Below are 24,211 nucleotides of genomic sequence, written 5' to 3'. Positions count from 1 at the left end.
CTTCCATGACATCTACCCAAACCCGCGCCGTCAGCATGACCGACAAGATCGCCCTGATCGACCAGTGGTGCAGTGCCGCACGCATCCTGCCGGTGATCACCATCGAGCGCGAGGCGGACATCCTGCCGCTGGCCGACGCCCTGGCCGCCGGTGGCCTCAAGGTGCTGGAAATCACTCTGCGCTCGGCTCTGGGTCTGAGTGCCATCCGCCTGCTGCGCGAGCAGCGCCCCGAACTGATCGTCGGTGCCGGTACCGTGCTGGATGCCGCCATGCTGGCCCAGGCCGAGGCGGCCGGTGCGCAATTCATCGTCTCTCCGGGCAGCACTGGCGAGCTGCTGGATGCCGCGTTGCACAGCCCGTTGCCGCTGCTGCCAGGCGTCGCCAGTGCTTCGGAAATCATGCTCGGCTACGCCATGGGCTATCGCCGCTTCAAGCTGTTCCCCGCCGAGATCTGTGGCGGCGTGGCAGCGCTGAAGGCGCTGGGCGGGCCGTTCGGTGACATCCGTTTCTGCCCGACCGGCGGCGTCAATGCGCGCAATGCGCGGGATTACCTCAGCCTGGCCAACGTGATGTGCGTCGGCGGCACCTGGATGGTCGACGCCAAGGCCGTGCGTGCCGGCGACTGGGCCGCCATCGAAAGCGTCACGCGCCAGGCCCTGCAGGCGCTGGACAGCGCGCCGGCGGCCGAACTGCCGCGCGACTTCGACCTGCGCGCCGAGCGCGCCGAACAGCGCGAGCTGTAATCGTCCCAGCCCCTCGCGGCGGGCCAAGGCCCGCCGCATCTTCCCCATCTTCTCGCTACCTGGAGGTTGCATGAGCAACGCGCGCCCGCTTTCCGAGCTTTTCCCCCGTCTGGATGAGATTCCCGAAGCCTATCGTCCGGATGCACCCGTCGAGCAGCGCGACTACCTGGTCGATGGCGAGTTGATGCACTGGGACGGCCCGCTGGCGGAAGTTCGCAGCCCGGTGTTTCTGCGCGAGGCCGATGGCAGCGAGCGTCAGGTGGTGCTGGGCAGCACGCCGCTGCTCGATGCCGACGCCGCGCTGCGTGCGCTGGACGCCGCCGTTGCCGCCTATGACTACGGCCGCGGAGCCTGGCCGACCATGCGCGTGGCTGAGCGTATCGCCCATGTCGAAGCCTTCCTGGCGCGTATGCGCGAGCAGCGCGAGGCGGTGGTCAAATTGCTGATGTGGGAGATCGGCAAGAACCTCAAGGATTCGGAGAAGGAATTCGACCGCACCTGCGACTACATCGTCGACACCATCCATGCGCTGAAGGAACTGGACCGCAGCTCCAGCCGCTTCGAGCTGGAGCAGGGCACCCTCGGGCAGATCCGCCGCGTGCCCATGGGCGTGGCGCTGTGCATGGGGCCGTACAACTACCCGCTGAACGAAACCTTCACCACGCTGATCCCGGCGCTGATCATGGGCAACACCGTGGTGTTCAAACCGGCCAAGTTCGGCGTACTGCTGATCCGCCCGCTGCTCGAAGCCTTCCGCGACAGCTTCCCGGCGGGGGTCATCAACGTCATCTACGGCCGCGGTCGCGAGACGGTCAGCGCGCTGATGGCCAGCGGCAAGATCGACGTGTTCGCCTTTATCGGCACGCACAAGGGCGCCGCCGACCTGAAGAAACTGCACCCGCGTCCGCACCGCCTGCGCGCCGCGCTGGGGCTGGATGCGAAGAACCCGGGCATCGTCCTGCCGCAGGTCGATCTCGACAATGCCGTGGAGGAGGCGGTGACCGGAGCGCTGTCGTTCAACGGCCAGCGCTGCACCGCGCTGAAGATCCTCTTCGTGCATGAGGCGGTGCTCGATGGCTTCCTCGAACGCTTCGCTGCGCGGGTCAACGCGCTCAAGGCGGGCATGCCCTGGGAGCCCGGCGTGGCGCTGACGCCGCTGCCGGAGCCGGGCAAGACCGATTACCTGCATGCGGTGCTGGAAGACGCCGTGGCCAAGGGCGCGCGGGTGATCAACGCCGGCGGCGGCGAGTCGCACCAGACCTTTTTCCAGCCGGCAGTGCTGAGCCCGGCGGATTCGACCATGCGTGTCTATCACGAAGAGCAGTTCGGCCCGCTGGTGCCGGTGGTGCCGTACCGCGACCTGCAGGAGGTGATCGACTACGTCACCGCCTCCGACTACGGCCAGCAGCTGTCGATCTTCGGCAATGACCCGGCGCAGGTAGGCCGGCTGGTGGATGCCTTCGTCAACCAGGTCGGGCGCATCAACATCAACGCCCAGTGCCAGCGCGGGCCGGACAGCTATCCGTTCAACGGTCGCAAGAATTCCGCCGAAGGCACGCTGTCGGTACATGACGCCCTGCGCGTGTTCTCCATCCGTACCCTGGTGGCGACGCGCTTCAACGAGGCCAACAAGGAGCTGGTCGACCGGATCATTCGTGACCGCCAGTCGAGCTTCCTGACCACCGACTACATCTTCTGACGGAGCGCCACGATGGCCGCACCCGTGCTCGCCCAGCCGCTGTTGCTGGGCATGATGCGCCTGCTGGAATACCCCGAGCTGGGTGAGCCCCAGGCGTTGCTGGGCTTTATCGAGCGCTGTGTCGAGCGCGGGCTGAACGGCTTCGACCATGCCGACATCTATGCCGGCGGGCGCTGTGAGGCGCACTTCGGTGCGGCCCTGCGCCAGGCACCCGGGTTGCGCCAGCGCCTGCAGATCATCGGCAAGGCCGATATCGTGCCGGCGGGACAGGACTGCTCACGCTGGCGGGTCAAGCACTACGACTCCAGTGCCGGCTACCTGCGCCGGGCGGTGGACGACAGCCTGGCGCGACTGGGCGTGGAACGACTCGATGGTTTCCTGCTGCATCGCCCGGACCCGCTGCTGCAGGTCGACGAGGTGGCCGAGACGCTGAACGGACTGGTCGCCAGCGGCAAGGTCGGCTGGGTGGGGCTGTCCAACGCCGGCATCCTGCATTGCCAGGCACTGGCCCAGTGCGTGCCGCTGCGCTGCAACCAGATCGAGCTGTCACTGCAGGCCCAGCACTGGGTATGGGATGGCAGCCTGCATGCGTTGCAGGCTGCCGGCCTGCAGGTGCTGGCCTGGTCGCCCATGGGCGGTGGACGCTTCGGCGATCGGCTATGTAGCGCACTCGATGAAGTCGCCGCCGACCGGGGAGCCACGGCCAATCAGGTGGCGCTGGCCTGGCTGCGGCAGCTGCCCGGCCGGCCGTTGCCGATCCTCGGCAGCCTGCGCTGGGAGCGGATCGAGGAGGCGCTGCTGGGCGCCGAGCTGGAGCTGGACCGTCCCGCCTGGTTCTACCTGAGCGAAGCGGCCCGCGGGCATGAGGTGGCCTGAGCAGGGACATCTGCCCGCTATCCGAGGTGGAAAATGCTTCGCAGTTTTCCACCCCACGCGGGACTCGTAGGGTGGATGACGCTTCACCCATCCACGGCGGGTATCTGCGATGGTTCGGCATATCCCCGCTTAGAAACGCTACTGATCAACGGGCGCTGTGAGTGGTCCAAAACGGTGCGCGACTGTGCTAGGGTCGCATCCGCCGCGGGACGACCCGGGGCGTGTCGAATCATGCGGGGACGGCCCTGCCGTTGCTGGAGTCATCGTCATGCATTCGGCCTGGATCATGCTGATCATCGCCGGCCTGCTCGAAGTGGGCTGGGCCATTGGCCTCAAGGCTTCCGAAGGTTTCACCCGCCCGCTGCCGAGCGTGCTCACCCTGGTGGCCATGGCCGCCAGCTTCTTCCTCCTCGCCCGCGCCATGCAGGTTCTGCCGGTGGGTACTGCCTATGCGATATGGGTCGGCATCGGTGCGCTGGGCACCGTGGCGCTGGGCATCGTCATCTTCGGCGAAAGCGCCTCGCCGGCGCGGTTGCTGAGCGCGGTGCTGCTGCTGGCGGGGCTGGTGGGGCTGAAATTGACCGCCTGAGGCAGGGCCGGTCGTCCTGAGGGATCCACTCTGCGGCGCTGAAGCCCAGCCCAAGGGAGCCGTCGCAGGGTGGATGGCACTTCACCCATCCACCCGTTGCTGCCGACCGTGTCAGCGAATCTCGATTCGCTGCAGCAGATGCTGCTTCGCCTGAGTATCGCCGACGCGCGCGGCCTCGTCGGCCAGGCGCAGGGCGCGCTCCAGGTCCTTCTGCGCCAGCGCCGCATCGATCGCCTGGCGATAATAGGCCGAGGTTTCCGGCAGCACCGTCGGTGCCGGCGCGGTGGGCAGTTCGTTGCCCATCTCCTGGCCGATGCTGTAGCCCGGTACGTAGCCCTTGGCGTTCGAGCCGGCGGCACTGTCGGGGATCATCACCAGCTTGATCACGCCCACCGGGGAGTGCTGCGCCACCGGATCGGGGATGCTCGGCGGTTCGTTGCCCAGCGCCTTGGCGTAGGCCTTGGCCGGATGTTGCAGGACGGTCTGCCCGGCCATCTGCGCCTCGCTGGTGTAGAGGATCAGGTAGCGCTCGTTGCCTGGATGCTCGGGCTGCGAGCGATCGATGCGCAGGCGCGCGTCCAGACTGTCGCCTTTGAGCCCGGTTGGCGGAACGTAGACGAAGTCGTCGGCATCCAGCAGGCGGGTCGGGCGCATGCGGCTGTCCAGCAGCATGGCATTGGGTGCCAGCACGCTGCTGCCGGCCTGGCTGTATAGACGCAGCTCGAACGACGGGCCGCCGGCCGGCAGCTTGAAGGCGCGCAAGAAGCTCTTGCCGGTCTCGAAGGCATAGGCCGGTGCCTGGCTGTCAATCACGACGTTGCCGCTGAAGCCTGCCTCCAGGGGCTCGTACGGCAGTTGGTCGAGGCCGTTGCAGCAGGACGGCGCGGCCGCCAGCGCGGCACGGGCCTGTTCGACCGAGCCTTGCAGCGGGGCCGGGCTGGCGGCCAGGGCGTCGACCCGGCGCAGCGGCTCGCTGCTGCAGCCGACGAGTGCCAGAGCGATCAGCCCGGCGGCGAAAAGAGAGAGAGGATGCATGGTGCTTCTCCGGATAAAAAATGCCCCGACCTGCCAGAGTCGGGGCAAAAGGCACCGTCTGGACGGTGGGAGCGGAAAGCCTGCCGTTGCTCGCAACGGCGTTCAGCCAGTGCGGGTTACCACCAGGCCTCGGCCTGGATGCCGAAGGTGATGCCGTCATCGTCACCGGCATCGATCGATTCGCTGGCGGCCTGATAGCGGCCGCCGTCCCACTGGGCGTAGGTGGCGAACACGCGGATCTGCGGGCGCGCCCAGAAGCTGTTGCCGGCCGACCACTGCTGGGCCAGGGTGAGCTTCTTCAGGTCGCGGGTGCGCTCGCCGTCGGCCTGCGGATCGACCCGGTCGTAGCCGAACTCCAGCGCGGTGCTCATCACGTCGCTCCACTTGTACACCGGGCGCACACCGAAGCTGGCCCAGGTTTGCCCGGAGTCGTTGTCGAAGTCGCGGTCCTCGTAGATCTGCACGTACATCATCTCGATGTTGTCGGTCAGGCCGACCACGCCCTGGTTGACCAGGCGGAACATCTTGCCGTCGCTGTTGCCGGTGCTGTTGCGCCCGCTGCTACCGATGATGCCGTCGGTGCCGTACTGCAGGGCGAGCTTGTTGTAGCCGCCGAACCAGTTGCTCTGGGTGTGCTCGAGGGTGACCAGATGACCCTTCTGGTCCTGGTAGCCGGGGTCGCGTTCCTGCTCGTCGGTGAGGTTGGCCTTGCCGTAGTCGTAGCCGATCTCCAGCTTGCCGCCCGGGTTGACGTCGATCTCGGCGAGGCGGAAGTCGAGGGTGTCGTTGGCCAGGTTGGTGCCGGTGCCCGAGCCCTGGTAGACCCAGTCGCCGTCGGTGTTGCGAATCCACGCGACGCTGGCCTTGGCGAAGCCCAGGTCGATGTCTTCGATACCGGCGCCGGGGCCGGAGACGTCCCAGTAGTAGTAGTCATTGATGTGCACGTCGTGGCGCTTGTAGTAGCGCTTGCCGGCCCAGATCGCCGCGCCGGGGAGGCTCGGGATGAGGTTCTTGCCGACCACGTTGAACTGGCGGATGGAGGTGGTGCCGGCCTCGTCGAAGGGGTTGTTCTCGCCGCCGTTGGTGTCGGTGCCGGTGGCTTCCCAGTCGTTACCCTGGTCGGAGCGGTAGGCGATCATGCTGTCGACGTAGAAGCTGCGGTTGCCTTCGCTCCACACCTCCTGGCCGAGGCCGATCTCGGCGTAGGTTTCGCATTCGTTGCCCAGGCGATATTTCGCCGGTGCGCCAGCAGCCTGGAAGCAGGCCTGGTCGCCGCCGCCGGCCGTGGCGCCGACGCCCGAACGCAGATAGCCGTGGAAATCGACCGCCAGGGCCGGGCCGCCGACCAGCAGGGCGGCAAGCAGGCAGGCGGGTTTTAGGACGAACAGGGGGTGCGCGGTGTGCTTCATGACGAGGTCCTTGTTTTTCTTGTTAATGCCGAATCGATCACGCCTTCGCTGCGTGTCGCAGGGCGCAGCTCGGTGGCGAAAGCCTCGGGGATGGCTCCGCTGGCGGCATCCTCCCGACCAGAGATTTCGCTGGCGCAGCTCGAGGGCGTAATCAGGATGAGTGCGGCGTAATCCCCCGGGCGGGGCTACGCCCGGCAGGGCGCAGATGATTGCCAGGGGCCTTCGGCCTGGCCACTACGCCGGCTGCAACTGGGCGGGGGAGGTTGGTGGCCGGGGCGTGCAGGGGCAGCCTGCGGGTGCCGGTCGAAGACCCGGCCGGCGTTCATCCTCGTCCGGCGGCCTTGCCGTCGGATACCCGAACAAGCACAAGAACCGGAGTATTGCGATGAGCCACATCCTGCGTGCCGCCGTATTGGCGGCGGTCCTGCTGCCGTTTCCCGTACTGGCCGATCAGGCCGGCAAGAGCCCGGCCGGGGTGCGCTACCACGGCGGCGACGAAATCATCCTCCAGGGCTTCCACTGGAACGTCGTCCGCGAAGCGCCCAACGACTGGTACAACATCCTCCGCCAACAGGCCTCGACGATCGCGGCCGACGGCTTCTCGGCAATCTGGATGCCGGTGCCCTGGCGTGACTTCTCCAGCTGGAGCGAAGGCGGCAAGTCCGGCGGCGGCGAAGGCTACTTCTGGCACGACTTCAACAAGAACGGCCGCTACGGCAGCGATGCCCAGCTGCGTCAGGCGGCCGGTGCGCTCGGCGGTGCCGGGGTGAAGGTGCTCTACGACGTGGTGCCCAACCACATGAACCGCGGCTACCCGAACAAGGAAATCAACCTGCCGGCTGGCCAGGGCTTCTGGCGCAACGACTGCGCCGACCCGGGCAACTACCCCAACGACTGCGACGACGGCGATCGTTTCGTCGGTGGCGATGCCGACCTCAATACCGGCCATCCGCAGGTCTATGGCATGTTCCGCGACGAGTTCGCCAACCTGCGCAGCCAGTACGGCGCCGGCGGCTTCCGCTTCGATTTCGTCCGCGGCTTCGCCCCGGAGCGGGTCAACAGCTGGATGACCGACAGTGCCGACAACAGCTTCTGCGTCGGCGAGCTGTGGAAAGGCCCTTCTGAATATCCCAGCTGGGACTGGCGCAACACGGCGAGCTGGCAGCAGATCATCAAGGACTGGTCCGATCGGGCCAAGTGCCCGGTGTTCGACTTCGCCCTCAAGGAGCGCATGCAGAACGGCTCGATCGCCGACTGGAAGAACGGCCTTAACGGCAACCCCGATCCGCGCTGGCGCGAGGTGGCAGTGACCTTTGTCGACAACCACGACACCGGCTACTCGCCCGGGCAGAACGGTGGGCAGCATCACTGGCCGCTGCAGGACGGGCTGATCCGTCAGGCCTACGCGTACATTCTGACCAGCCCCGGCACGCCGGTGGTGTACTGGTCGCACATGTACGATTGGGGCTACCGCGACTTCATCCGCCAGCTGATCCAGGTGCGTCGCGCCGCTGGCGTGCGTGCCGATTCGGCGATCAGCTTCCACAGCGGCTACAGCGGCCTCGTCGCCACCGTCACCGGCAGTCAGCAGACCCTGGTGGTGGCGCTCAATTCCAACCTGAGCAATCCCGGCCAGGTCGCCAGCGGCAGCTTCAGCGAAGCAGTCAATACCAGCAATGGCCAGGTGCGGGTCTGGCGCACCGGCGCCGGCAGTGGTGGCGGTGACAATGGCGGCGGTGAGCCCGGTGCCCTGGTCAGCGTGAACTTCCGCTGCGACAACGGTGTGACGCAACCCGGCGACAGCGTCTACGCGGTGGGCAACGTCAGCCAGCTCGGCAACTGGAGCCCGGCCTCTGCGGTGCGGCTGACCGATACCAGCGGCTACCCGACCTGGAAGGGCCGCATCTCGCTGCCGGCCGGCCAGAACGTGGAATGGAAGTGCCTGATCCGCAACGAGGCCAATGCAACGCTGGTGCGGCAATGGCAGGGCGGGGCCAACAACAGCGTGAAGCCCACCGAGGGTGCCACCACGGCGGGGCGGTTCTAGCCGCAAGCGGTAGCGACGGCCCGCCTCGCCGATGTGAGGCGGGCTTTTTGTTGGCCTCCTTACGGGGCTGGGTCCAGATCTATGTGCGCAGCCGCGCCGCTCCGGGCTCGGTGGGCATCAGCCAAACAACGCAGCACTGCGGTCAGTCAGCTTCCGTCGGGTCCGCGGCGCGTCACTCACGGCTATCCGGCATTCTGCGTATCGCCCAGCTGCCAGCGAATCGCCTGGGCTTCGGCCTGGCGCAGCTCGTCGAGCAAGGCATCGCGGCCGGGGTTGCGCGCGTTGGCCAGCGCGCCGCTGGCGAGCAGGTCGGCATGCAGGGCAGTGGCTTTATCCCGGAGCCAGGCCAGGCGCTGCAGGGTCAGTGGCGTGCAGCTCTGCCCGCTGAGGTCGTCCTTCACGTCCAGCCAATGCGAGCGCCAGGCCTCCTGCAGGTACAGCCCGCCCGGATCACCGGCCAGTGCGTTGCGCCAGCCACGCATCAGGTCGCTCAGCCAGCCCGATACCGTCTCGCTTGCGCCGCGGGCGGTCAGCTCTCGATGCAGACGCTGGTAGGCATCCAGCGCGATGCGTTTCTCCTGCTCGAAATCGGCCAGTGCCCAAGCCTCGCTTTGCTGTTCCAGCCGCAGGAGGCAGGCGAACAGCTGGCGCGTCTCGAAGCGTTCGGCCGGATGAAACCCCGGCGAGGCGAGGCCGTCGCTGTTGTACTGACGCAGCGGGTCGAAGGGGTAGAGGTAGCCGAAATCGAACAGGCGGATGCGGCCATCGTCCAGGGTGTTGCCTGGCGCCAGATCCCATTCGAACAGGCCGGCCAGCACCAGCGCGATCAGCAGGTCGAACAGCTCGACCAGCTGTCGCTCGTCCCAGCGCTCGATGCGCCGGCCTTCGACCCAGGGCGACAGCACGATGCCCTGCTGCAGCGAGGCATACTGCGTCGGCACGATGCCGGCCAGGCGTTCGGCCTGCTCCGGTGTGCGCATCAGCCGGGCCAGGTCGCGGCGGCGCTGCAGCTCGTTGAGGAAACTCGCCTGGCCGTCCGGGTTCTGCACACGACAGGGCCGCCGGGCGACCTTCAGCGCCCAGTCGCGCCCGGCCAGCTGCACGCGGTAGACCCGAGCGGTCAGCCCGTCGTCGAGGCAGGCGCGTACCCAGGGCTCGTCGCCACGTACCACCGCCAGTTGTTCCGGTGGCAGCGGGCAATCCTCCGCGCGGCCCAGGCGAAACTCGGTGCCGCTGGCGAGAAAGGCCAGCTGGGCCTGGCGCCGTGCCGCTGCGGTCAGGGATGCGGTACTCATCGGGCCTGCACCACGATGACCTTGTCCTCGCCCAGCTCGCGGGCGAAGGCATAGGGCTGGCCGGAAGAAAGCAGTTTGTGTTCACCCGCGCCGATGGCTGGATGGCGCGTACGGAACTGACCAATCCGCTGCCAGTGCTCGATCAATCCAGCAATCTCGGGTCGCTGGTGCTCGGCCCAGTTCATCGAGCTGCGCGTGCCCTGATACGGGTCCGAACCGCTGGGGCCAAAGCTGCGGGCGCTTTCGTCGCCGTAGTAGATCTGCACCGCGCCGGGCGCCAGCAGCAGGGCGGCGGCGAGACCGCGCTGGTGCGCCAGGTCGCCCTTGGCCAGCTGGTTGAACAGCGCCGTGTCATGGGACGAGGCGTAGCTCAGCAGGTTGTGCCCGGGCGTCTCGGCCAGGCGCCTGGCGTAGTCGGCGTAACTGGGCTCGGCGGCGGCCAGGCAGTCGCTGGCGGCCAGCGCCTGATCCTGGAAGGCGAAGTTGATCAACGCATCGAAACCCTGGTCGAGATAGTCGCTGGCCTCTGGGCCGTGGCCGAACACTTCGCCGACCATCCAGAAAGGCTCGCCGGCCATGGGGTCGTCCGGGTTGGCGCGGGCCCAGTCGGCGCGGGCGCGCTCGGCCGCCACGCGCAACTCGGCCCAGGTCGACGGCTCGACGTGCTTGACGGTGTCGGCACGAAAGCCGTCGACGCCGAACTCGCGGACCCAGCCGGTCAGCCATTCGATCAGGTAGTCGCGCACCCGGTAGCCTTCGCGTGGCTCGGCACGGGTTTGCGCCTTGTGCGCGAGAAATTCCGGCAGCGCGACGACCGCCTCGGACTCGGTACGGAAATCCGGCAGAAAGGCCAGCGAGCCCTTGAGTGGATCGACGGTGCTGCTGGGCGGCGTGTCGTAGTCGGCGATGCCGGCACGGACCCAGTCACGGCCCCACCAGGCGGCCCAGCTCGGGTGCTCGTAATCCACCAGGTTGTGGTAGGCGTGCAGGTTCTCGTGGGCTTCCGGCTGCCAGGCGCTCCACTGCTCGGGCAGATACTCGGCCATGCCGTCGCGCAGGGCGCCGAAGCCGAGCTGCTGCATGTCCTGCAGGGTGGAATAGCCCGGATGGTTGAGCACCACGTCGAACAGCACGCGGATGCCGCGGGCATGGGCCTTGCTGATGAGGGCACGCAGGTCGTTCTCGCTGCCCATGTTGGCGTCGAGCTGGGTGAAGTCCAGCGCGTAGTAGCCGTGGTAACCGTAGTGGCGGAAGTCGCCGCGATCGCCGCCGCCGACCCAGCCGTGGATCTGCTCGTACGGCGCGCTGATCCATAGCGCATCGACGCCGAGGCTGGCGATATGGTCGAGGCGCTTGGTCAGCCCCTTGAGGTCGCCACCGTGGAAGGTGCCGATCTCCTCGGCGCCATCCGGCTCGCGGCCATAGCTGCGGTCGTTGCCTGGATCACCGTTGGCGAAGCGGTCGGTGAGCACGAAGTAGACGATCGCGTTGCGCCAGTCGCGTGCGATCGGCTGCTCGGGCGATTCGGCGCGTTCGAGCAGCAGCAGACCGTCACTGCTGGCGGCGGGTTGCAGCCTGACCCGGCCGTCGCGGACCACCGCGGTGGCGCCGGACAAGGCGTCGCGCAGGGTCTCGCCTTCGCCGAAGACCTCGCTGACCGCCAGCTCCACCTCGCGGCCATCCCAGGGCTTGCAGGTCGCGGCGGCTGCCACCGGAGCGGCGGGTTTGATCGGCAGCAGACGCAGGGCCGGCGCGGCGCCGGTCTCGACGATCAGCCGATAGCGACCGGCCTCGGGCACTTCGTAGCGGTAGGCGCTGTCTCTGCCAAGCGGCTGGCGGCGAAAGGGCGCGAGCGGCACGGCCTCGTCGCCGGCCTGAGGCATGCGCAACTGCAACTGGCCGGGCGCGAGACTGAGCTCGATGTCGTAACGGTCGCTGGCCAGCGCATTCCAGCTCAGCGCCAGCGGCTGGTCGTCCAGTCGGGCGGCCAGTTCGGGGTCAGCCAGGGCGGAGAGCGGCAGGGCGAAGCAGAGCAGCGGCAGCAGGGCAGGCAGGCGGTTGGCACGCATCGAGAAGCTCCATTGTGCTTTTTCGCCACATTTGACCGCGCGTTGCCAGCCAGGTATAGGCGTAAGCCTGAATCACCTGGCGTATTTCGCGCAGCTGAGCCGAACGATCTACGCCCCGCTTCTACGCCCTCGGTGCCCCCGAAGGGGAGGATGCAGATGGCGCGTCAGGTGCCGAGGATGGAACGACTGCCAGAGCCAAAGGCCGGCAGCGGGTGGAACAAAAAACAAGAAGCCACGAGGAACGCGAAGCATGAACACTAAATTCTGGTGTCTCGCCACCATTGGCCTGGCGGCCACCTTCAGCCTGCCGCTGCCGGCCCTGGCAGCGATCGAGGAAGGCAAGCTGGTCGTCTGGATCAACGGCGACAAGGGTTACAAGGGCCTGGCCGAGGTCGGTAAGCGGTTCACTGCCGAGACCGGCATCCCGGTCGAGGTGGCCCACCCGGACAGCGCCACCGACAAGTTCCAGCAGGCGGCGGCCACCGGCAACGGCCCGGACATCTTCATCTGGGCCCACGACCGTATCGGCGAGTGGGCCAAGAGCGGCCTGCTCACCCCGGTCACCCCCAGCGCCGAGACCAAGTCCGGTATCGCCGACTTCTCCTGGCAGGCGGTGACCTACGACAACAAACTGTGGGGCTACCCGATCTCGGTGGAAACCATCGGCCTGATCTACAACAAGGCCCTGGTCGATACTCCGCCCAAGAGCTTCGACGACGTCCTGGCGCTGAACGAGAAGCTCGCCGCCCAGGGCAAGCGCGCCATCCTCTGGGACTACAACAACACCTACTTCACCTGGCCGCTGCTGTCGGCCAAGGGCGGCTATGTGTTCGAGCAGACCGACGGCGGCTACAACGTCAAATCCACCGGGGTCAACAACGCCGGCGCCAAGGCCGGAGCCAAGGTGCTGCGCGAGCTGATCGACAAGGGCGTGATGCCCAAGGGGGCCGATTACAGCGTGGCCGAGGCAGCCTTCAACAAGGGTGACTCGGCGATGATGATCAGCGGCCCCTGGGCCTGGTCGAACATCGAGAAGAGCGGCATCGATTTCGGAGTGGCGCCGATTCCCGCCATCGATGGCGAGGCGGGCAAGCCTTTCGTCGGCGTCGCCGCCGCGCTGCTCAACGCCGCCAGCCCGAACAAGGACCTGGCCGTGGAGTTTCTCGAGAACTACCTGCTCGAGGTCGACGGCCTGAAGACTGTGAACGCCGACGTGCCGCTGGGTGCGGTGGCCAACACCGCCTACATGGAAGAGCTGTCGAGCAATCCGCACATCAAGGCGACCTTCGAGAACGCGCAGATGGGCGAGCCGATGCCCAACGTGCCGGAGATGGGCGCGTTCTGGTCATCCATGGCCGCCGCGCTGACCAACATCACCTCCGGCCGACAGGACGTCGACGCCGCCCTGGACGATGCCGCCAAGCGCATCACCCGTTGAACCCGTCGCCGGCCGCCGCCTCGGGCGCGCCGGCGGACTATGCTCCGTTCTCAAAGGTTCCGCTCCCGTGAATGCCCGTGCCGAGTTGCCCAGCCCAGCCATGACCCGTACGACCTCCCGGGGCCTGCCCCGCTCCCTGACCAACGGCCTGCGCTGGCTGGCGTGGCTGACCTTCAACGCCTTTGCGCTGTACCTGGTGGTCGCGCTCTACGTGCAGGGGCAGATGGCCTTCGCCCTGCTCGGGCTGGTGGTGACCGGGATCGCCAGCTACCTGTTCATCAACCGGCGGATGTACGCGCAGCGCTACATCTTCCCGTCGGTGGCCGGGATGCTGGTGTTCGTCATTTTCCCGCTGCTGTACACGGTGGGCATCGGCTTCACCAATTACAGCGGCAGCAATCTGCTCAGCCAGACCCAGGTGGAGCGCTACCACCTGAGCCAGACCTACCTGGCCGGCGAGCGCTTCCGTTTCACCCTGCATCCAAGCCCTGATGGCGAGCGTCTGCGCATCGACAAGGGCGAACTGGGTGTGTTCGTCAGCCCGCCGCTGACCGGCGAGCCGGACCCGCAGGCGCCGCTGACGCTGCAGCCGGCCGAGGGCGTCGAGGGGCTGGGCGAGGCGCTGCCGGTGCGCGACGTGATCCAGCGGCGCAAGGCGCTGGAGCAATGGGTACTACAGGCACCGGACGGCAGCCTGCTGCGCTTGTACGGCCTGCGTGAGGTCGCCGCGGTGGAACCGGTCTACCGGCAGGACGGCCCCGGTGTGCTGGTCGACACCCGCAGCGGTGCACGCCTGACCGCCGACATGGAGCGCGGCTTCTATGTGGACGAGACGGGCAAGGCGGTGCCGCCGGGCTTCACCGTGTTCGCCGGCTTCGCCAACTTCACCCGGGTGCTGAGCGAGCCGAGCATCCGTGAACCCTTCGTGCAGATCTTCGCCTGGACCTTCGCCTTCGCCGGGCTCACCGTGGTCTTCACCCTCGCCGTGGGGCTGGTGCTGGCCAGCCTGCTGCAATGGGAACTGGTGCGCGGCAAGGCCTTCTACCGGCTGATGCTGATCCAGCCGTATGCGGTCCCGGGGTTCATTTCCATCCTGGTGTTCCGCGGGCTGTTCAACCAGAACTTCGGCGAGATCAACCTGCTGCTCGAGGGGTTGTTCGGCATCCGTCCGGACTGGTTCAGCGACCCGACCCTGGCACGCACGATGATCCTCATCGTCAACACCTGGCTCGGCTATCCCTACATGCTGCTGCTGTGCATGGGCCTGCTGCAGGCCATCCCGCGGGATCAGTACGAGGCCTCGGCGATCGATGGCGCCAGTCCGCTGGACAACCTGCTGCGCATTACCCTGCCGCAGCTGATCAAGCCGCTGATGCCGCTGTTGATCGCCTGCTTCGCCTTCAACTTCAACAACTTCGTGCTGATCACCCTGCTGACCCGTGGCGGCCCGGACATCATCGGCGCGACCACACCGGCCGGCACCACGGACCTGCTGGTCAGCTACACCTACCGCATCGCCTTCCAGGATTCCGGGCAGGACTTCGCCCTTGCCGCGGCCATCGCCACGATGATCTTCATCCTCGTCGGTGCCATGGCGCTGCTGAATCTCAAACTCTCGAAAGTGAAGGTATAAGGAGACGGTCATGGCCATGGTGCAACCGAAATCCGCGCGTTACCGGCTCTGGGCGACCCACGCGGCGCTGCTGGCCTTCGTCGCGGCAATCCTCTTCCCGCTGCTGATGGTGGTGTCGATCTCCTTTCGCGAGGGCAACTTCGCCACCGGCAGCCTGTTCCCCGAGAACCCGACGCTGGAGCACTGGTCGCTGGCCCTCGGCATCCCCTACACCCACGAGGACGGCAGCGTGACGAACCCGCCGTTCCCGGTGCTGCTGTGGCTGTGGAACTCGGTGAAGATCGCCCTGGTCAGTTCGGCGCTGATCCTGCTCCTGTCGACCACCAGCGCCTACGCCTTCGCGCGCATGCGCTTCGGCGGCAAGGCGCCGATCCTCAAAGGCATGCTGATCTTCCAGATGTTCCCGCCGGTGCTCTCGCTGGTGGCGATCTACGCCCTGTTCGACCAGCTCGGCCAGCACGTCAGCTGGCTCGGGGTGAACAGCCACGGCGCGGTGATCGTCGCCTCGCTGGGCGGCATGGCGCTGCACATCTGGACCATCAAGGGCTACTTCGAGAGCATCGACGCCTCGCTGGAGGAGGCTGCCATCGTCGATGGGGCGACCACCTGGCAGGCGTTCTTCCATATCCTGCTGCCGATGAGCGTGCCGATCCTGGCGGTGGTGTTCATCCTCGCCTTCATCACCAGCGTCACCGAATACCCCATCGCCTCGGTGCTGCTGATGGACGTGGACAAGCTCACCCTCTCGGTCGGCGCGCAGCAGTACCTCTACCCGCAGAACTACCTGTGGGGCGACTTCGCCGCCGCCGCGGTACTCTCCGGCCTGCCCATCACCGCCGTGTTCCTCTACTGCCAGAGGTGGATCGTCGGTGGCCTGACCGCCGGCGGGGTGAAGGGCTGACCACCTGAGTTGAACGAGGCGCGGAACCGGGGAGCGGGAGCGGTGCGAACCGGTGCGCCAGACCACGACAAGAACAAGAACAGGGAACCGTCCATGAATGCCGCGATGCCACCACTGCTGCCATTGATCCCCACCAAGCTGGCGATTCCCATGTTGCCGCCGGGCCTGCTCGAACGGCCGCGCCTGGACGAGTGGCAGCAGCGCCTGCCGCAGGTGCGCCTGGCGGTGCTGCATGCCGCCAGCGGTTTCGGCAAGACCACCCTGGCGGCGCAGTGGGCGCGGGCCTTCGATGGGCGTATCGCCTGGTTCCAGCTGCATGCCAGCGACAACCTGGGGCTGCAGTTCGGTCGCTACCTGACCCAGGCGCTGGACCGCCAGCTGGACGCCGGCTGTCCTCTGTCCGTGGCGCTGGCCGAGCAGGGCCGGGTATCGCTGGACGCGTTGTTCACCCAGTTGCTGGCCGAGCTGCCGGACGAGCACGAGGCCATCCTGATCGTGCTCGACGAGTTCGAGGTGCTGAATGACGCCGAGCTGATCGCCGGCCTGCGCTTCTTCCTGCGCCACATGCCGAGCTGGATGACCCTGCTGGTGTGCAGTCGTCGCCTGCCCGAACTGGGTGTCGCCGAGCTGCGGGTCAAGCACCAGCTGCTGTTGCTCGACGCGCGCCAGCTGGCCTTCGAGGATGACGAGGTACAGGCGCTGCTGGAACTGGGTGTGCCGGCAAGCATCAACCGCGAGCAGGTCGAACGTCTCAACCGCCGCATCGGTGGCTGGCCCTGCGCGCTGCAGCTGGCCCTGCAGGAGGTGCAGACCAGCCGCGGCATGGACCTGTTCCTGGAGAACCTGCAGCTCGGCCACCCGGACATCCGCGACTACATGCGCGAACAGGTGATCGAGGGGCTGCCCGAGGACCTGCGCGGTTTTCTCGAGGCGACCTGCCTGCTCGACCGCTTCGACGCCGCCCTGGCCGATCGCCTCACCGAAGCCTGTCACGGCCGCGAGATGCTCGAACGGCTCGAGCGTGGCGGCCTGTTCATCCAGCCGCTGGACAGCCTGCGCCGCTGGTACAGCTATCACCCGCTGTTCGCCGTGTTCCTGCAGGGCGAGCTGCGCACCCACCAGCCGCAGCGGGTCAACCAGCTGCACTTGCGTGCGGCCTCCGCGCTGCTGGCCGAGAACATGCCCGAGGAAGCCGCGCGCCATGCCGTGCAGGCCAGCGACCCGCAGCAGGTCGACGAGATCCTGCAGCGCCACGGCCGGGCGTTCTATCGCCAGGGTCGTCTCGGGTTGTTGCAACAGTGCCTGGAAACCCTGCCGGAACCGGTGATCGCCGGCTCGCCGCTGCTCACCCTGCTGCAGGCCTGGGTGTCGCAGAACTCCTATCAGTTCGATCATGTCGAGCGCTGGTTCAAGGCCGGCGAGCTGGCGCTGCAGCGCAGCTGCTCGGAGCAGGACTGGGCGCGTATCGTCTGCGAGTTCAATGCCGTACGCGCGCAGGTGGCGATGAACCAGGGCGACGAGCAGCGCGCCATCGCCCTGGCGCGGGAGGCGTTGACCCGCGAGCCGCTGATCATGCGCACCTCACGGGTAGCGGCGATGTCGGGCCTGGCCGAGGCGCATTTCGTCCAGGGCGAACTGCCGCAGGCGCAGAAACAGTACGAGGAAGCCGAGCGCCGCGCGCGGGAGATCAACGCCTCGCACCTGGTGGTCTGGAGCCTCGGCCAGCTGTCGGAAATCGCCATCGCCCAGGGCCATCTGCAAAAGGCCTATACCCTGCAGGAGCGCGCCATTCAGTACATCGAGCAGCAGAATCTGCAGGCCACGCCCATCGTCGAGTTCATCTACCGAGTGCGCGGACAGGTGCTGCTGGAGTGGCACCAGCTGGACGCTGCCGAGCAGTGCGCGCTGCAGGGTATCCAGATACTCGACGAACTGGACGACCCACGCTGGCGCCTGCAAAGTTACGCGCTGCTGGCCGGCGTCGCCTACGCCCGCGGCCAGCAGCACGCCTGCGCCGACTACATCGCCCAGTTGCAGACGATGCTCGCCGACGACCGCTACCACATCGACTGGCTGGCCAATGCCCACGCGATCATGCTCGCCTACTGGGACTCCAGCCAGGATCGCGAGGCGATCCGCCAGTGGCTGCTCAGTGCGCCGCCGGTGTGCGGCGGCGCCAACCATTTCGCCCAGCTCAATGCACGCAATCACGCCCGTGCCCACCTGGCGCTGGGGCAGCTGGAGCGCGCCCTGCCGATCCTGCGCCAGCTGCTGACCGATGCCGAGCGCCACGGCCTGATCATGGACCGCAACCGCAACCATATCCTCCTGGCGCAGCTGCACTGGTTGCGCGAGGAGCGCCAGCAGGCACTGGACCACCTGCAGCGAGCCATGACCCTGGCCAGCGGCAGTGGCGCGATCGGCAGCTTCCTGCGCGTCGGCAAGCCGATCATCGGCATGCTCAAGTGCCTGCTGCACGAGCGCACCCTCGATGAAGCCGAGGCCCAGCGCGCCGCGCGCTTGATCCAGCTGGCGCAGCAGCAGCGCGATTTCAGCCGCGCCATTCGCATCACGCTGGACGAGGCGGTGATCCAGGACATCATCAACCGCCCCGACGTGCCCGAGCTGATCCGCCGTTCGCCGCTGACCCGGCGCGAATGGCAGGTGCTGAGCCTGATCCACGCGGGGCAGTCCAACGAGCAGATCGCCGATCACCTCAACGTCGCGCCGACCACCATCAAGACGCACATCCGCAGCCTCTACCAGAAGCTCAACATCACCCACCGCAGCGAAGCGGTGCAGCTGGCGCGCGACCTGTTGAGCAAGATTCAGGGCGAGTAGGGCCGCTCGCCGCCGCCCGGGCGAGCGGCTATGCTCGCTGTCCGTACAGCACAACAGGGACGTGGCGGATGATGAAGACAGCTCAGCGAACCGGCCGGCGTGCGCCCGGCGCCGCACTGCACGCCGGGGGCCGCCCATGAGCCTGACCCGCGTCCTGTTTATCGCCGCCGTCCTGGGTCTCGGCTACAAGCTGTGGAGCGGGCATCAGCAGGAGGCGCTGCTCCAGGCAGGCACGGCAAGCAGCCCCTCGGGGTTCGTCCCGGTGGCGCGCGCTCGGGCGTGGTGATGGTCTTCGCACCGGTCAACTGCCCCTCCGACGCCGCACGGCGGGCCGACGAGCTGGCGGCTGGGCTGACCCGCATGGGCATCGCCGTGCAGCGTTCCAGTCACTTCAGTACCGAGACGACCAACCCCAGCGCCGAACAGCAGGCGCAGCTGCAGCGTACCGTTGCGGTGCTCAACGGTGGCATCCCAGCGGTGTTCTTCAATGGCATGGGCAAGGCCAACCCGACCCTGGACGAGGTGGTGGCGCAGGTTCGCGCGCCGCGCTGAGTACGTCGGGGCTGCGTACTGTTAGCCCGCGCCTGCGGTGCGCCGCTCAGCCCTTCCACTGCGTCTGAGCGAAGGCGGGCAGGGTGTTGGCGCGTTGAGACGCTGAGGCCAGGTGGGGGAATGCGCCGTCCGGCGCCAGCGTGTCGGGCAGGGTAAGGCGGGCGAAGTCATAGGCGACCACCGCGCTGATATCCACCTGGCTCATGCGTTCGCCCAGCAAGGGCCGCTCGCCGCGCTCGGCCTGGCGTGCGTCCAGCAAGGCCAGCGCGCCACGCGCCTGGTCTTCGCAATGGCGGTACCAATCGTCCCACACCAGTCCTTCCGGCCGACGATCGCGTTCGTAGTACGCCGCCACGGTTTTCTCGCAGGCACCGACGGCGAAGGCCAGCAGGTTCATCGCCTCGCTGCGCTCGGCGCCGGACAGGGGCAGCAGCGCTCGCTCGGCGCCCGCCTGCTGATCGAAATGGTCGAGGATGGCGTTGCTGTCGATCAGCACCCGGCCATCGTCCAGCACCAAGGCGGGCACTCGACCCAGCGGCGAGTATTCGCGGATCTTCAGACTATCCGTCAGAACGCTGAGGGGCTCGTTGGTGAACGGTATATCCAGCAGATGCAAGCTGACGCCGACGCGGCGGACGAATGGCGACATGTAGCGACCGATCAGTTTCACGGGCAGTGCTCCGGACGGGGAGAGGTGCAACAACCCTAGTCGAGCCCGGCGGTTAATGCGAAGGCGCGACCGTCGATCGTCTCATCCGCTAGCGACCGTCAGGGAGGAGGAAGGCGCGCCGGGCGCTGTGGCACCCTCGGGCTTTCAGCGAAGGAGGCGTTGCCATGGCGATGAGCGAGAAACAGAAGATGCTGGCGGGCGAGCTGTACCACCCAGGCGACCCGGAAATCCTCGCCGACCAGGCCGCGGCCAAGGCCTGGATGGTGCGCTACAACGCAGCGCTGGCAGCCTCGCCGGACGAGCGCCGGGTGCTGCTGGCCGAGCGGCTGGCCTCGGTCGGTGCCGGCGCGGTGATCCGTCCGCCGTTCCACTGCGACTACGGCTACAACATCCACCTGGGCGAAGGCGCCTTTCTCAATTTCAACTGTGTGATTCTCGATGTGGTCGAGGTGCACATCGGCGCCGGTGCGCAGATCGGGCCGGCGGTGCAGCTCTACACCGCCGACCATCCGCGTGACCCCGAGGCGCGTCGTTCGGGCGTGGAGTTCGGTCGGCCGATCCATATCGGTCGCAACGTCTGGGTCGGTGGCGGGGCGATCATCCTCCCGGGTGTGACGGTGGGCGACGATGCGGTGATCGGTGCCGGCAGCGTGGTCACCCGCGACGTGCCGGCCGGCGCCATCGTGGTCGGCAACCCGGCGCGGGTGCGCTGACCGGCTCGCCGGGTCGCTCTACGCCCTCGCTCGGCAGGCCAGCTACGCCCGCCTGTTACGCCTGCGTCCGCCCGCCGCCGGAGGATGTTGCGACCGCTTGCCGCACCTAGAGTGGCCCCGTCTTCACGCTCACTCAAGGTACGTGGTATGTCCGAGCAACTTCAGAACTGGTGGCGCGGCGGGGTGATCTATCAGGTCTACCCGCGCAGCTTCTTCGACAGCAACGGCGATGGCGTGGGCGACCTGCCCGGCGTGCTGCACAAGCTGGACTACATCGCCAGCCTCAACGTCGACGCCATCTGGCTGTCGCCCTTCTTCACTTCGCCGATGAAGGATTTCGGCTACGACGTGGCCGACTACCGCGGCGTCGACCCGCTGTTCGGCTCGCTGGATGACTTCGTCCGGCTGGTGGAAGCCTGCCACGAGCGCGGCATGCGTGTGCTGATCGACCAGGTGCTCAACCATTCCTCGGACCAGCACCCCTGGTTCGTGGAGAGCCGCTCCAGCCGCGACAACGACAAGGCCGACTGGTACGTCTGGGCCGACCCCAAGCCGGATGGCACCGTGCCGAACAACTGGCTCTCGGTTTTCGGCGGCCCCGCGTGGAGCTGGGACAGCCGGCGCCGGCAGTACTACCTGCACAATTTCCTATCCAGCCAGCCGGACCTGAATTTCCACTGCCCGGCCGTGCAGGATCAGTTGCTCGATGACATGGAGTTCTGGCTCAAGCTCGGCGTGGACGGCTTCCGCCTGGACGCCGCCAACTTCTACTTCCACGACCTCGAGTTGCGCGACAACCCGCCGAACCTGGAGATCCGCGAGGGCAGTATCGGCGTGCGCGTGGACAACCCCTACGCTTACCAGCGGCACATCTACGACAAGACCCGTCCGGAAAACCTGGCCTTCCTGCGCCGCCTGCGCGCCCTGCTGCAGCGTTACCCCGGCGCTTCGTCGGTGGCCGAGATCGGCTGCGACGAATCCCTGCGCACCATGGCCGCCTACACCAGTGGCGGCGACACCCTGCACATGGCCTATTCCTTCGACCTGCTGACCGAACAGTGCAGCCCGGCCTATATCCGCCGCACGGTGGAGGGCATCGAGCGCGAGCTGGCCGATGGCTGGTCGTGCTGGTCCATGGGCAACCACGATGTGGTGCGGGTGATGACCCGCTGGGCGCTCGACGGCCGGCCCGATCCGGAGCGCGGCCGCGTGCTGATGGCGTTGCTGCTGTCCCTGCGCGGCAGCGTCTGCCTCTATCAGGGCGAGGAGCTGGGTCTGCCGGAGGCGGAACTGCGCTATGAAGATCTGGTCGATCCGTACGGCATCACCTTCTGGCCGGAATTCAAGGGCCGCGACGGCTGCCGCACGCCGATGCCCTGGGAGAGCGAGGCGCATCACGCCGGCTTCACTGGCAGCCAGCCGTGGCTGCCGGTGGACGACTCGCACCGCTCGCTGTCGGTGGCCGCGCAGGATGCCGACCCGCATTCGATGCTCAACTGCTACCGGCGCTTCCTCGGCTGGCGGCGCGAGCAGCGCCTGCTGATCGAGGGCGACATCCGCATGGTCTACCATGACGACGCCCTGCTGGTATTCGAGCGCCGGCTGGGCGAGGAAGCCTGGTTGTGCCTGTTCAACCTCGGCGACCTGCCACGCAGCTACGAGCTGCCGGCACAGGCGGTGCCGCTGGTGGACGTGCCGGCGAGTTTCGCCGAGTACGATGACCACTGGGCGCGGTTGCCGGCGCACGGCTTCGGCTACGCGCGGCTGGCGCGGTAGGGGCCGGCAGCGGCGGGGCGGCCCGCCGCTGCGAACGAACGAAGTGCATGGCGACATCTACGGAGAACAACAACGATGGCCAGTGTCACGCTGCGCGACATCTGCAAGAGTTACGACGGTACGCCCATTACCCGGCATATCGACCTGGATATCGAAGACGGTGAGTTCGTCGTCTTCGTCGGCCCCTCCGGCTGCGGCAAGTCCACCCTGCTGCGGCTGATCGCCGGGCTCGAGGACATCACCTCCGGTGACCTGTTCATCGACAACCAGCGCGTCAACGACCTGCCCCCCAAGGACCGTTCGGTGGGCATGGTGTTCCAGTCCTACGCGCTCTATCCGCACATGACAGTGGCCGAGAACATGGCCTTCGGCCTCAAGCTTGCCAGTGTCGAGAAACGCGAGATCGCGCGTCGCGTCGAGGCGGCCGCGGCGATCCTGCAGTTGGACAAGCTGCTCGAACGCAAGCCCAAGGACCTCTCCGGCGGTCAGCGCCAGCGTGTCGCCATCGGTCGCACCATGGTCCGCGAGCCGAAGGTTTTCCTGTTCGACGAACCGTTGTCGAACCTCGATGCCTTCCTCCGCGTGCAGATGCGCATCGAGATCGCCCGCCTGCACCAGCGCATCCGCTCCACCATGATCTACGTGACCCACGATCAGGTCGAAGCCATGACCCTGGCCGACAAGATCGTCGTGCTCAACGCCGGCGAGATTGCCCAGGTCGGTCAGCCGCTGCACCTTTATCACTACCCGCAGAACCGCTTCGTCGCCGGCTTCCTCGGCTCGCCGCAGATGAACTTCGTCGACGTGAGGGCCATTTCCGCCAGCCCCGAGGCTGTCACCATCGAACTGCCCAGCGGCTTCCCGCTGACCCTGCCGGTGGACGGCAGCGCGGTGAGCCCCGGCGACCCGCTCACCCTGGGCATTCGCCCGGAGCACTTCGTCATGCCGGATCAGGCCGATTTCACGTTCCATGGCCAGATCACCGTGGCCGAGCGCCTGGGCCAGTACAACCTGCTGCACCTCACCCTTGAACGTCTGCAGGATGTGATCACCCTCTGCGTCGACGGCAACCTGCGCGTCACCGAGGGCGAGACCTTCGCCGCCGGCCTCAAGGCCGACAAGTGCCACCTGTTCCGCGAGAACGGCGAGGCGTGCACCCGGCACTATCGGGAGCCGGCCATCTACGGGTAAGGGGCTGCGGCAGGGCGGAGCGACGGAAGGAGGGGAGCGAACCGACCCTCGCACGCGTGGCGCCTGCCCGGGCGCTCACGGCGCGGCGGGAGGCGCGGGCGTATTCGAGTCGAGGATTTCCGACAGGGTCTCGGCCAGGGCCTGATGGCTGAACGGTTTCGCCAGCACCCTGACCGCCGGCTCGGTGGCAATCCGCGTGGTGTACCCGGATGCGAGGATGATCGGGATCGTTGGATAGAGCCGCTGCACTTCTTCGGCGAGGCCGACACCATCCAGCCGCCCAGGCATGACTACATCCGACAGGAGGATGTCGATGGCCGGCTGACGCCGGTCGGCCAGCCTCGCCAGCGCGTCATCCGCCGAAGGTGCTTCGTCGACCTGATAACCCAGCTCATCGAGCATCGCGACCATCGCTTCGCGCACTTCGGCGTCATCATCGACCACCAGCACCCGTGCCGGGCGGCCGGCCCGCACGGACGCATCCTGATCCTCCGGTATGGCGCAGACAGCCTGTTCCATGCGCGGTAGCAGCAAGGACACGCGGGTTCCCTTGCCGAGCTCGCTCTGGATCGACACCGTCCCGCCGGATTGGCGGGCGAAACCATAGACCTGGGCCAGGCCCAGGCCAGTCCCTTCGCCGACTGTTGCCGCTGACCGAAAACTGACCCAGTAGAGGCTGTTCTGCCGACTGAAAACTGACCCAGGTGTTCAACTGCTTCTGCTCAATTTTTGAG

At 67.2% G+C, this 24,211-nt stretch carries 20 protein-coding genes and 1 pseudogene; 14 read left to right on the top strand and 7 right to left on the bottom strand.

Annotation, left to right across the window (positions count from 1 at the left end; translation table 11 throughout):
- Positions 1-5: 5 nt before the first annotated feature.
- The 4 genes from PSTAB_RS17205 (at position 6) to sugE (ending at position 3,907) form a co-directional block, all read left to right on the top strand.
- On the top strand, positions 6-743 hold the full coding sequence (locus PSTAB_RS17205; protein WP_013983957.1) for a bifunctional 4-hydroxy-2-oxoglutarate aldolase/2-dehydro-3-deoxy-phosphogluconate aldolase: 738 nt from the start codon (positions 6-8) through the stop codon (positions 741-743).
- A 70-nt stretch (positions 744-813) separates the two neighbouring features.
- Positions 814-2,442, top strand: coding sequence for an NADP-dependent glyceraldehyde-3-phosphate dehydrogenase (locus PSTAB_RS17200; protein WP_013983956.1), 1,629 nt, complete (start codon positions 814-816; stop codon positions 2,440-2,442).
- Between the two features lie 12 nt (positions 2,443-2,454).
- Positions 2,455-3,318, top strand: a complete 864-nt coding sequence (locus PSTAB_RS17195; protein ID WP_011914516.1) for an aldo/keto reductase — start codon at positions 2,455-2,457, stop codon at positions 3,316-3,318.
- A 268-nt stretch (positions 3,319-3,586) separates the two neighbouring features.
- Positions 3,587-3,907 carry a quaternary ammonium compound efflux SMR transporter SugE gene (sugE, locus tag PSTAB_RS17190; protein WP_013983955.1) on the top strand — a complete coding sequence of 107 codons (321 nt, stop codon included), beginning with the start codon at positions 3,587-3,589 and terminating at the stop codon, positions 3,905-3,907.
- 111 nt (positions 3,908-4,018) lie between these two features.
- On the opposite strand, the gene PSTAB_RS17185 is transcribed toward sugE, so the two are convergent.
- Together PSTAB_RS17185 and PSTAB_RS17180 are read right to left on the bottom strand one after the other, a co-directional pair.
- Complete coding sequence (locus PSTAB_RS17185) at positions 4,019-4,942, bottom strand: MalM family protein (protein ID WP_013983954.1); 924 nt, start codon at positions 4,940-4,942, stop codon at positions 4,019-4,021.
- Positions 4,943-5,058: 116 nt separating this feature from the next.
- Positions 5,059-6,351, bottom strand: a complete 1,293-nt coding sequence (locus PSTAB_RS17180; protein WP_013983953.1) for a maltoporin — start codon at positions 6,349-6,351, stop codon at positions 5,059-5,061.
- Positions 6,352-6,736: 385 nt separating this feature from the next.
- On the opposite strand from PSTAB_RS17180, the gene mta reads away from it, so the two are divergent.
- Complete coding sequence (gene mta / locus PSTAB_RS17175; RefSeq protein ID WP_013983951.1) at positions 6,737-8,398, top strand: glucan 1,4-alpha-maltotetraohydrolase; 1,662 nt, start codon at positions 6,737-6,739, stop codon at positions 8,396-8,398.
- A gap of 182 nt (positions 8,399-8,580) precedes the next feature.
- Here the strand turns inward: mta and PSTAB_RS17170 are convergent, their stop codons facing one another.
- Both PSTAB_RS17170 and PSTAB_RS17165 read right to left on the bottom strand, forming a co-directional pair.
- Positions 8,581-9,693, bottom strand: a complete 1,113-nt coding sequence (locus PSTAB_RS17170; protein WP_013983950.1) for a protein kinase family protein — start codon at positions 9,691-9,693, stop codon at positions 8,581-8,583.
- Positions 9,690-11,762, bottom strand: a complete 2,073-nt coding sequence (locus PSTAB_RS17165) for an alpha-amylase (protein ID WP_013983949.1) — start codon at positions 11,760-11,762, stop codon at positions 9,690-9,692. Before PSTAB_RS17165 ends, PSTAB_RS17170 begins: the two co-directional genes overlap by 4 nt.
- Positions 11,763-12,012: 250 nt before the next feature.
- On the opposite strand from PSTAB_RS17165, the gene malE reads away from it, so the two are divergent.
- The 6 genes from malE to PSTAB_RS21975 all read left to right on the top strand — a co-directional run bounded on the left by malE (position 12,013) and on the right by PSTAB_RS21975 (position 19,127).
- Positions 12,013-13,200, top strand: a complete 1,188-nt coding sequence (gene malE, locus PSTAB_RS17160; protein WP_013983948.1) for a maltose/maltodextrin ABC transporter substrate-binding protein MalE — start codon at positions 12,013-12,015, stop codon at positions 13,198-13,200.
- Between the two features lie 67 nt (positions 13,201-13,267).
- Positions 13,268-14,833: a maltose ABC transporter permease MalF gene (gene malF / locus PSTAB_RS17155; RefSeq protein WP_013983947.1), complete on the top strand. Its 1,566-nt coding sequence runs from the start codon at positions 13,268-13,270 to the stop codon at positions 14,831-14,833.
- A 10-nt stretch (positions 14,834-14,843) separates the two neighbouring features.
- Complete coding sequence (gene malG, locus PSTAB_RS17150; protein WP_013983946.1) at positions 14,844-15,734, top strand: maltose ABC transporter permease MalG; 891 nt, start codon at positions 14,844-14,846, stop codon at positions 15,732-15,734.
- Positions 15,735-15,827: 93 nt separating this feature from the next.
- A complete protein-coding gene (malT, locus tag PSTAB_RS17145; RefSeq protein WP_013983945.1) occupies positions 15,828-18,575 on the top strand; it encodes an HTH-type transcriptional regulator MalT in 2,748 nt (915 codons plus the stop codon).
- A 136-nt stretch (positions 18,576-18,711) separates the two neighbouring features.
- Positions 18,712-18,861 (top strand): hypothetical protein, encoded by a 150-nt coding sequence (locus PSTAB_RS21980; RefSeq protein ID WP_013983944.1) that lies wholly within the window; start codon positions 18,712-18,714, stop codon positions 18,859-18,861.
- Complete coding sequence (locus PSTAB_RS21975) at positions 18,861-19,127, top strand: hypothetical protein (protein WP_232244018.1); 267 nt, start codon at positions 18,861-18,863, stop codon at positions 19,125-19,127. Before PSTAB_RS21980 ends, PSTAB_RS21975 begins: the two co-directional genes overlap by 1 nt.
- Positions 19,128-19,173: 46 nt before the next feature.
- Here the strand turns inward: PSTAB_RS21975 and PSTAB_RS17135 are convergent, their stop codons facing one another.
- Positions 19,174-19,797, bottom strand: a complete 624-nt coding sequence (locus PSTAB_RS17135; RefSeq protein WP_013983942.1) for a glutathione S-transferase family protein — start codon at positions 19,795-19,797, stop codon at positions 19,174-19,176.
- A 164-nt stretch (positions 19,798-19,961) separates the two neighbouring features.
- On the opposite strand from PSTAB_RS17135, the gene PSTAB_RS17130 reads away from it, so the two are divergent.
- From PSTAB_RS17130 to malK, 3 genes are all read left to right on the top strand, one after another.
- Positions 19,962-20,510 carry a sugar O-acetyltransferase gene (locus PSTAB_RS17130; RefSeq protein ID WP_013983941.1) on the top strand — a complete coding sequence of 183 codons (549 nt, stop codon included), beginning with the start codon at positions 19,962-19,964 and terminating at the stop codon, positions 20,508-20,510.
- A 147-nt stretch (positions 20,511-20,657) separates the two neighbouring features.
- On the top strand, positions 20,658-22,286 hold the full coding sequence (locus tag PSTAB_RS17125; protein ID WP_013983940.1) for an alpha-glucosidase: 1,629 nt from the start codon (positions 20,658-20,660) through the stop codon (positions 22,284-22,286).
- 75 nt (positions 22,287-22,361) lie between these two features.
- Positions 22,362-23,477, top strand: coding sequence for a maltose/maltodextrin ABC transporter ATP-binding protein MalK (gene malK / locus PSTAB_RS17120; RefSeq protein WP_013983939.1), 1,116 nt, complete (start codon positions 22,362-22,364; stop codon positions 23,475-23,477).
- A gap of 75 nt (positions 23,478-23,552) precedes the next feature.
- Here malK and PSTAB_RS17115 read toward each other — a convergent pair whose 3' ends face one another.
- On the bottom strand, positions 23,553-23,996 hold the full coding sequence (locus tag PSTAB_RS17115) for a response regulator (protein WP_335324193.1): 444 nt from the start codon (positions 23,994-23,996) through the stop codon (positions 23,553-23,555).
- A gap of 12 nt (positions 23,997-24,008) precedes the next feature.
- Positions 24,009-24,119 (bottom strand): annotated as a pseudogene (locus PSTAB_RS22115) (hypothetical protein); the annotation flags it as partial.
- Between the last annotated feature and the right edge of the window lie 92 nt (positions 24,120-24,211).

The organism is Stutzerimonas stutzeri (assembly GCF_000219605.1).
In the GTDB taxonomy this organism is placed as follows: Bacteria; Pseudomonadota; Gammaproteobacteria; order Pseudomonadales; family Pseudomonadaceae; genus Stutzerimonas; species Stutzerimonas stutzeri.
The sequence above is the reverse complement of the archived record's forward strand: the minus strand, read 5'-3'. Positions and strand labels throughout refer to the sequence as shown.

What these genes read in the sequence shown, in the direction of transcription:
- PSTAB_RS17205 (WP_013983957.1), top strand. Translation starts at nt 6, where the DNA reads ATGACATCTACCCAAACCCGCGCCGTCAGCATGACCGACAAGATCGCC.
- PSTAB_RS17200 (WP_013983956.1), top strand. Translation starts at nt 814, where the DNA reads ATGAGCAACGCGCGCCCGCTTTCCGAGCTTTTCCCCCGTCTGGATGAG.
- PSTAB_RS17195 (WP_011914516.1), top strand. Translation starts at nt 2,455, where the DNA reads ATGGCCGCACCCGTGCTCGCCCAGCCGCTGTTGCTGGGCATGATGCGC.
- sugE (WP_013983955.1), top strand. Translation starts at nt 3,587, where the DNA reads ATGCATTCGGCCTGGATCATGCTGATCATCGCCGGCCTGCTCGAAGTG.
- PSTAB_RS17185 (WP_013983954.1), bottom strand. Translation starts at nt 4,942, where the DNA reads ATGCATCCTCTCTCTCTTTTCGCCGCCGGGCTGATCGCTCTGGCACTC.
- PSTAB_RS17180 (WP_013983953.1), bottom strand. Translation starts at nt 6,351, where the DNA reads ATGAAGCACACCGCGCACCCCCTGTTCGTCCTAAAACCCGCCTGCCTG.
- mta (WP_013983951.1), top strand. Translation starts at nt 6,737, where the DNA reads ATGAGCCACATCCTGCGTGCCGCCGTATTGGCGGCGGTCCTGCTGCCG.
- PSTAB_RS17170 (WP_013983950.1), bottom strand. Translation starts at nt 9,693, where the DNA reads ATGAGTACCGCATCCCTGACCGCAGCGGCACGGCGCCAGGCCCAGCTG.
- PSTAB_RS17165 (WP_013983949.1), bottom strand. Translation starts at nt 11,762, where the DNA reads ATGCGTGCCAACCGCCTGCCTGCCCTGCTGCCGCTGCTCTGCTTCGCC.
- malE (WP_013983948.1), top strand. Translation starts at nt 12,013, where the DNA reads ATGAACACTAAATTCTGGTGTCTCGCCACCATTGGCCTGGCGGCCACC.
- malG (WP_013983946.1), top strand. Translation starts at nt 14,844, where the DNA reads ATGGCCATGGTGCAACCGAAATCCGCGCGTTACCGGCTCTGGGCGACC.
- malT (WP_013983945.1), top strand. Translation starts at nt 15,828, where the DNA reads ATGAATGCCGCGATGCCACCACTGCTGCCATTGATCCCCACCAAGCTG.
- PSTAB_RS21980 (WP_013983944.1), top strand. Translation starts at nt 18,712, where the DNA reads ATGAGCCTGACCCGCGTCCTGTTTATCGCCGCCGTCCTGGGTCTCGGC.
- PSTAB_RS21975 (WP_232244018.1), top strand. Translation starts at nt 18,861, where the DNA reads ATGGTCTTCGCACCGGTCAACTGCCCCTCCGACGCCGCACGGCGGGCC.
- PSTAB_RS17130 (WP_013983941.1), top strand. Translation starts at nt 19,962, where the DNA reads ATGGCGATGAGCGAGAAACAGAAGATGCTGGCGGGCGAGCTGTACCAC.
- PSTAB_RS17125 (WP_013983940.1), top strand. Translation starts at nt 20,658, where the DNA reads ATGTCCGAGCAACTTCAGAACTGGTGGCGCGGCGGGGTGATCTATCAG.
- malK (WP_013983939.1), top strand. Translation starts at nt 22,362, where the DNA reads ATGGCCAGTGTCACGCTGCGCGACATCTGCAAGAGTTACGACGGTACG.
- PSTAB_RS17115 (WP_335324193.1), bottom strand. Translation starts at nt 23,996, where the DNA reads ATGGAACAGGCTGTCTGCGCCATACCGGAGGATCAGGATGCGTCCGTG.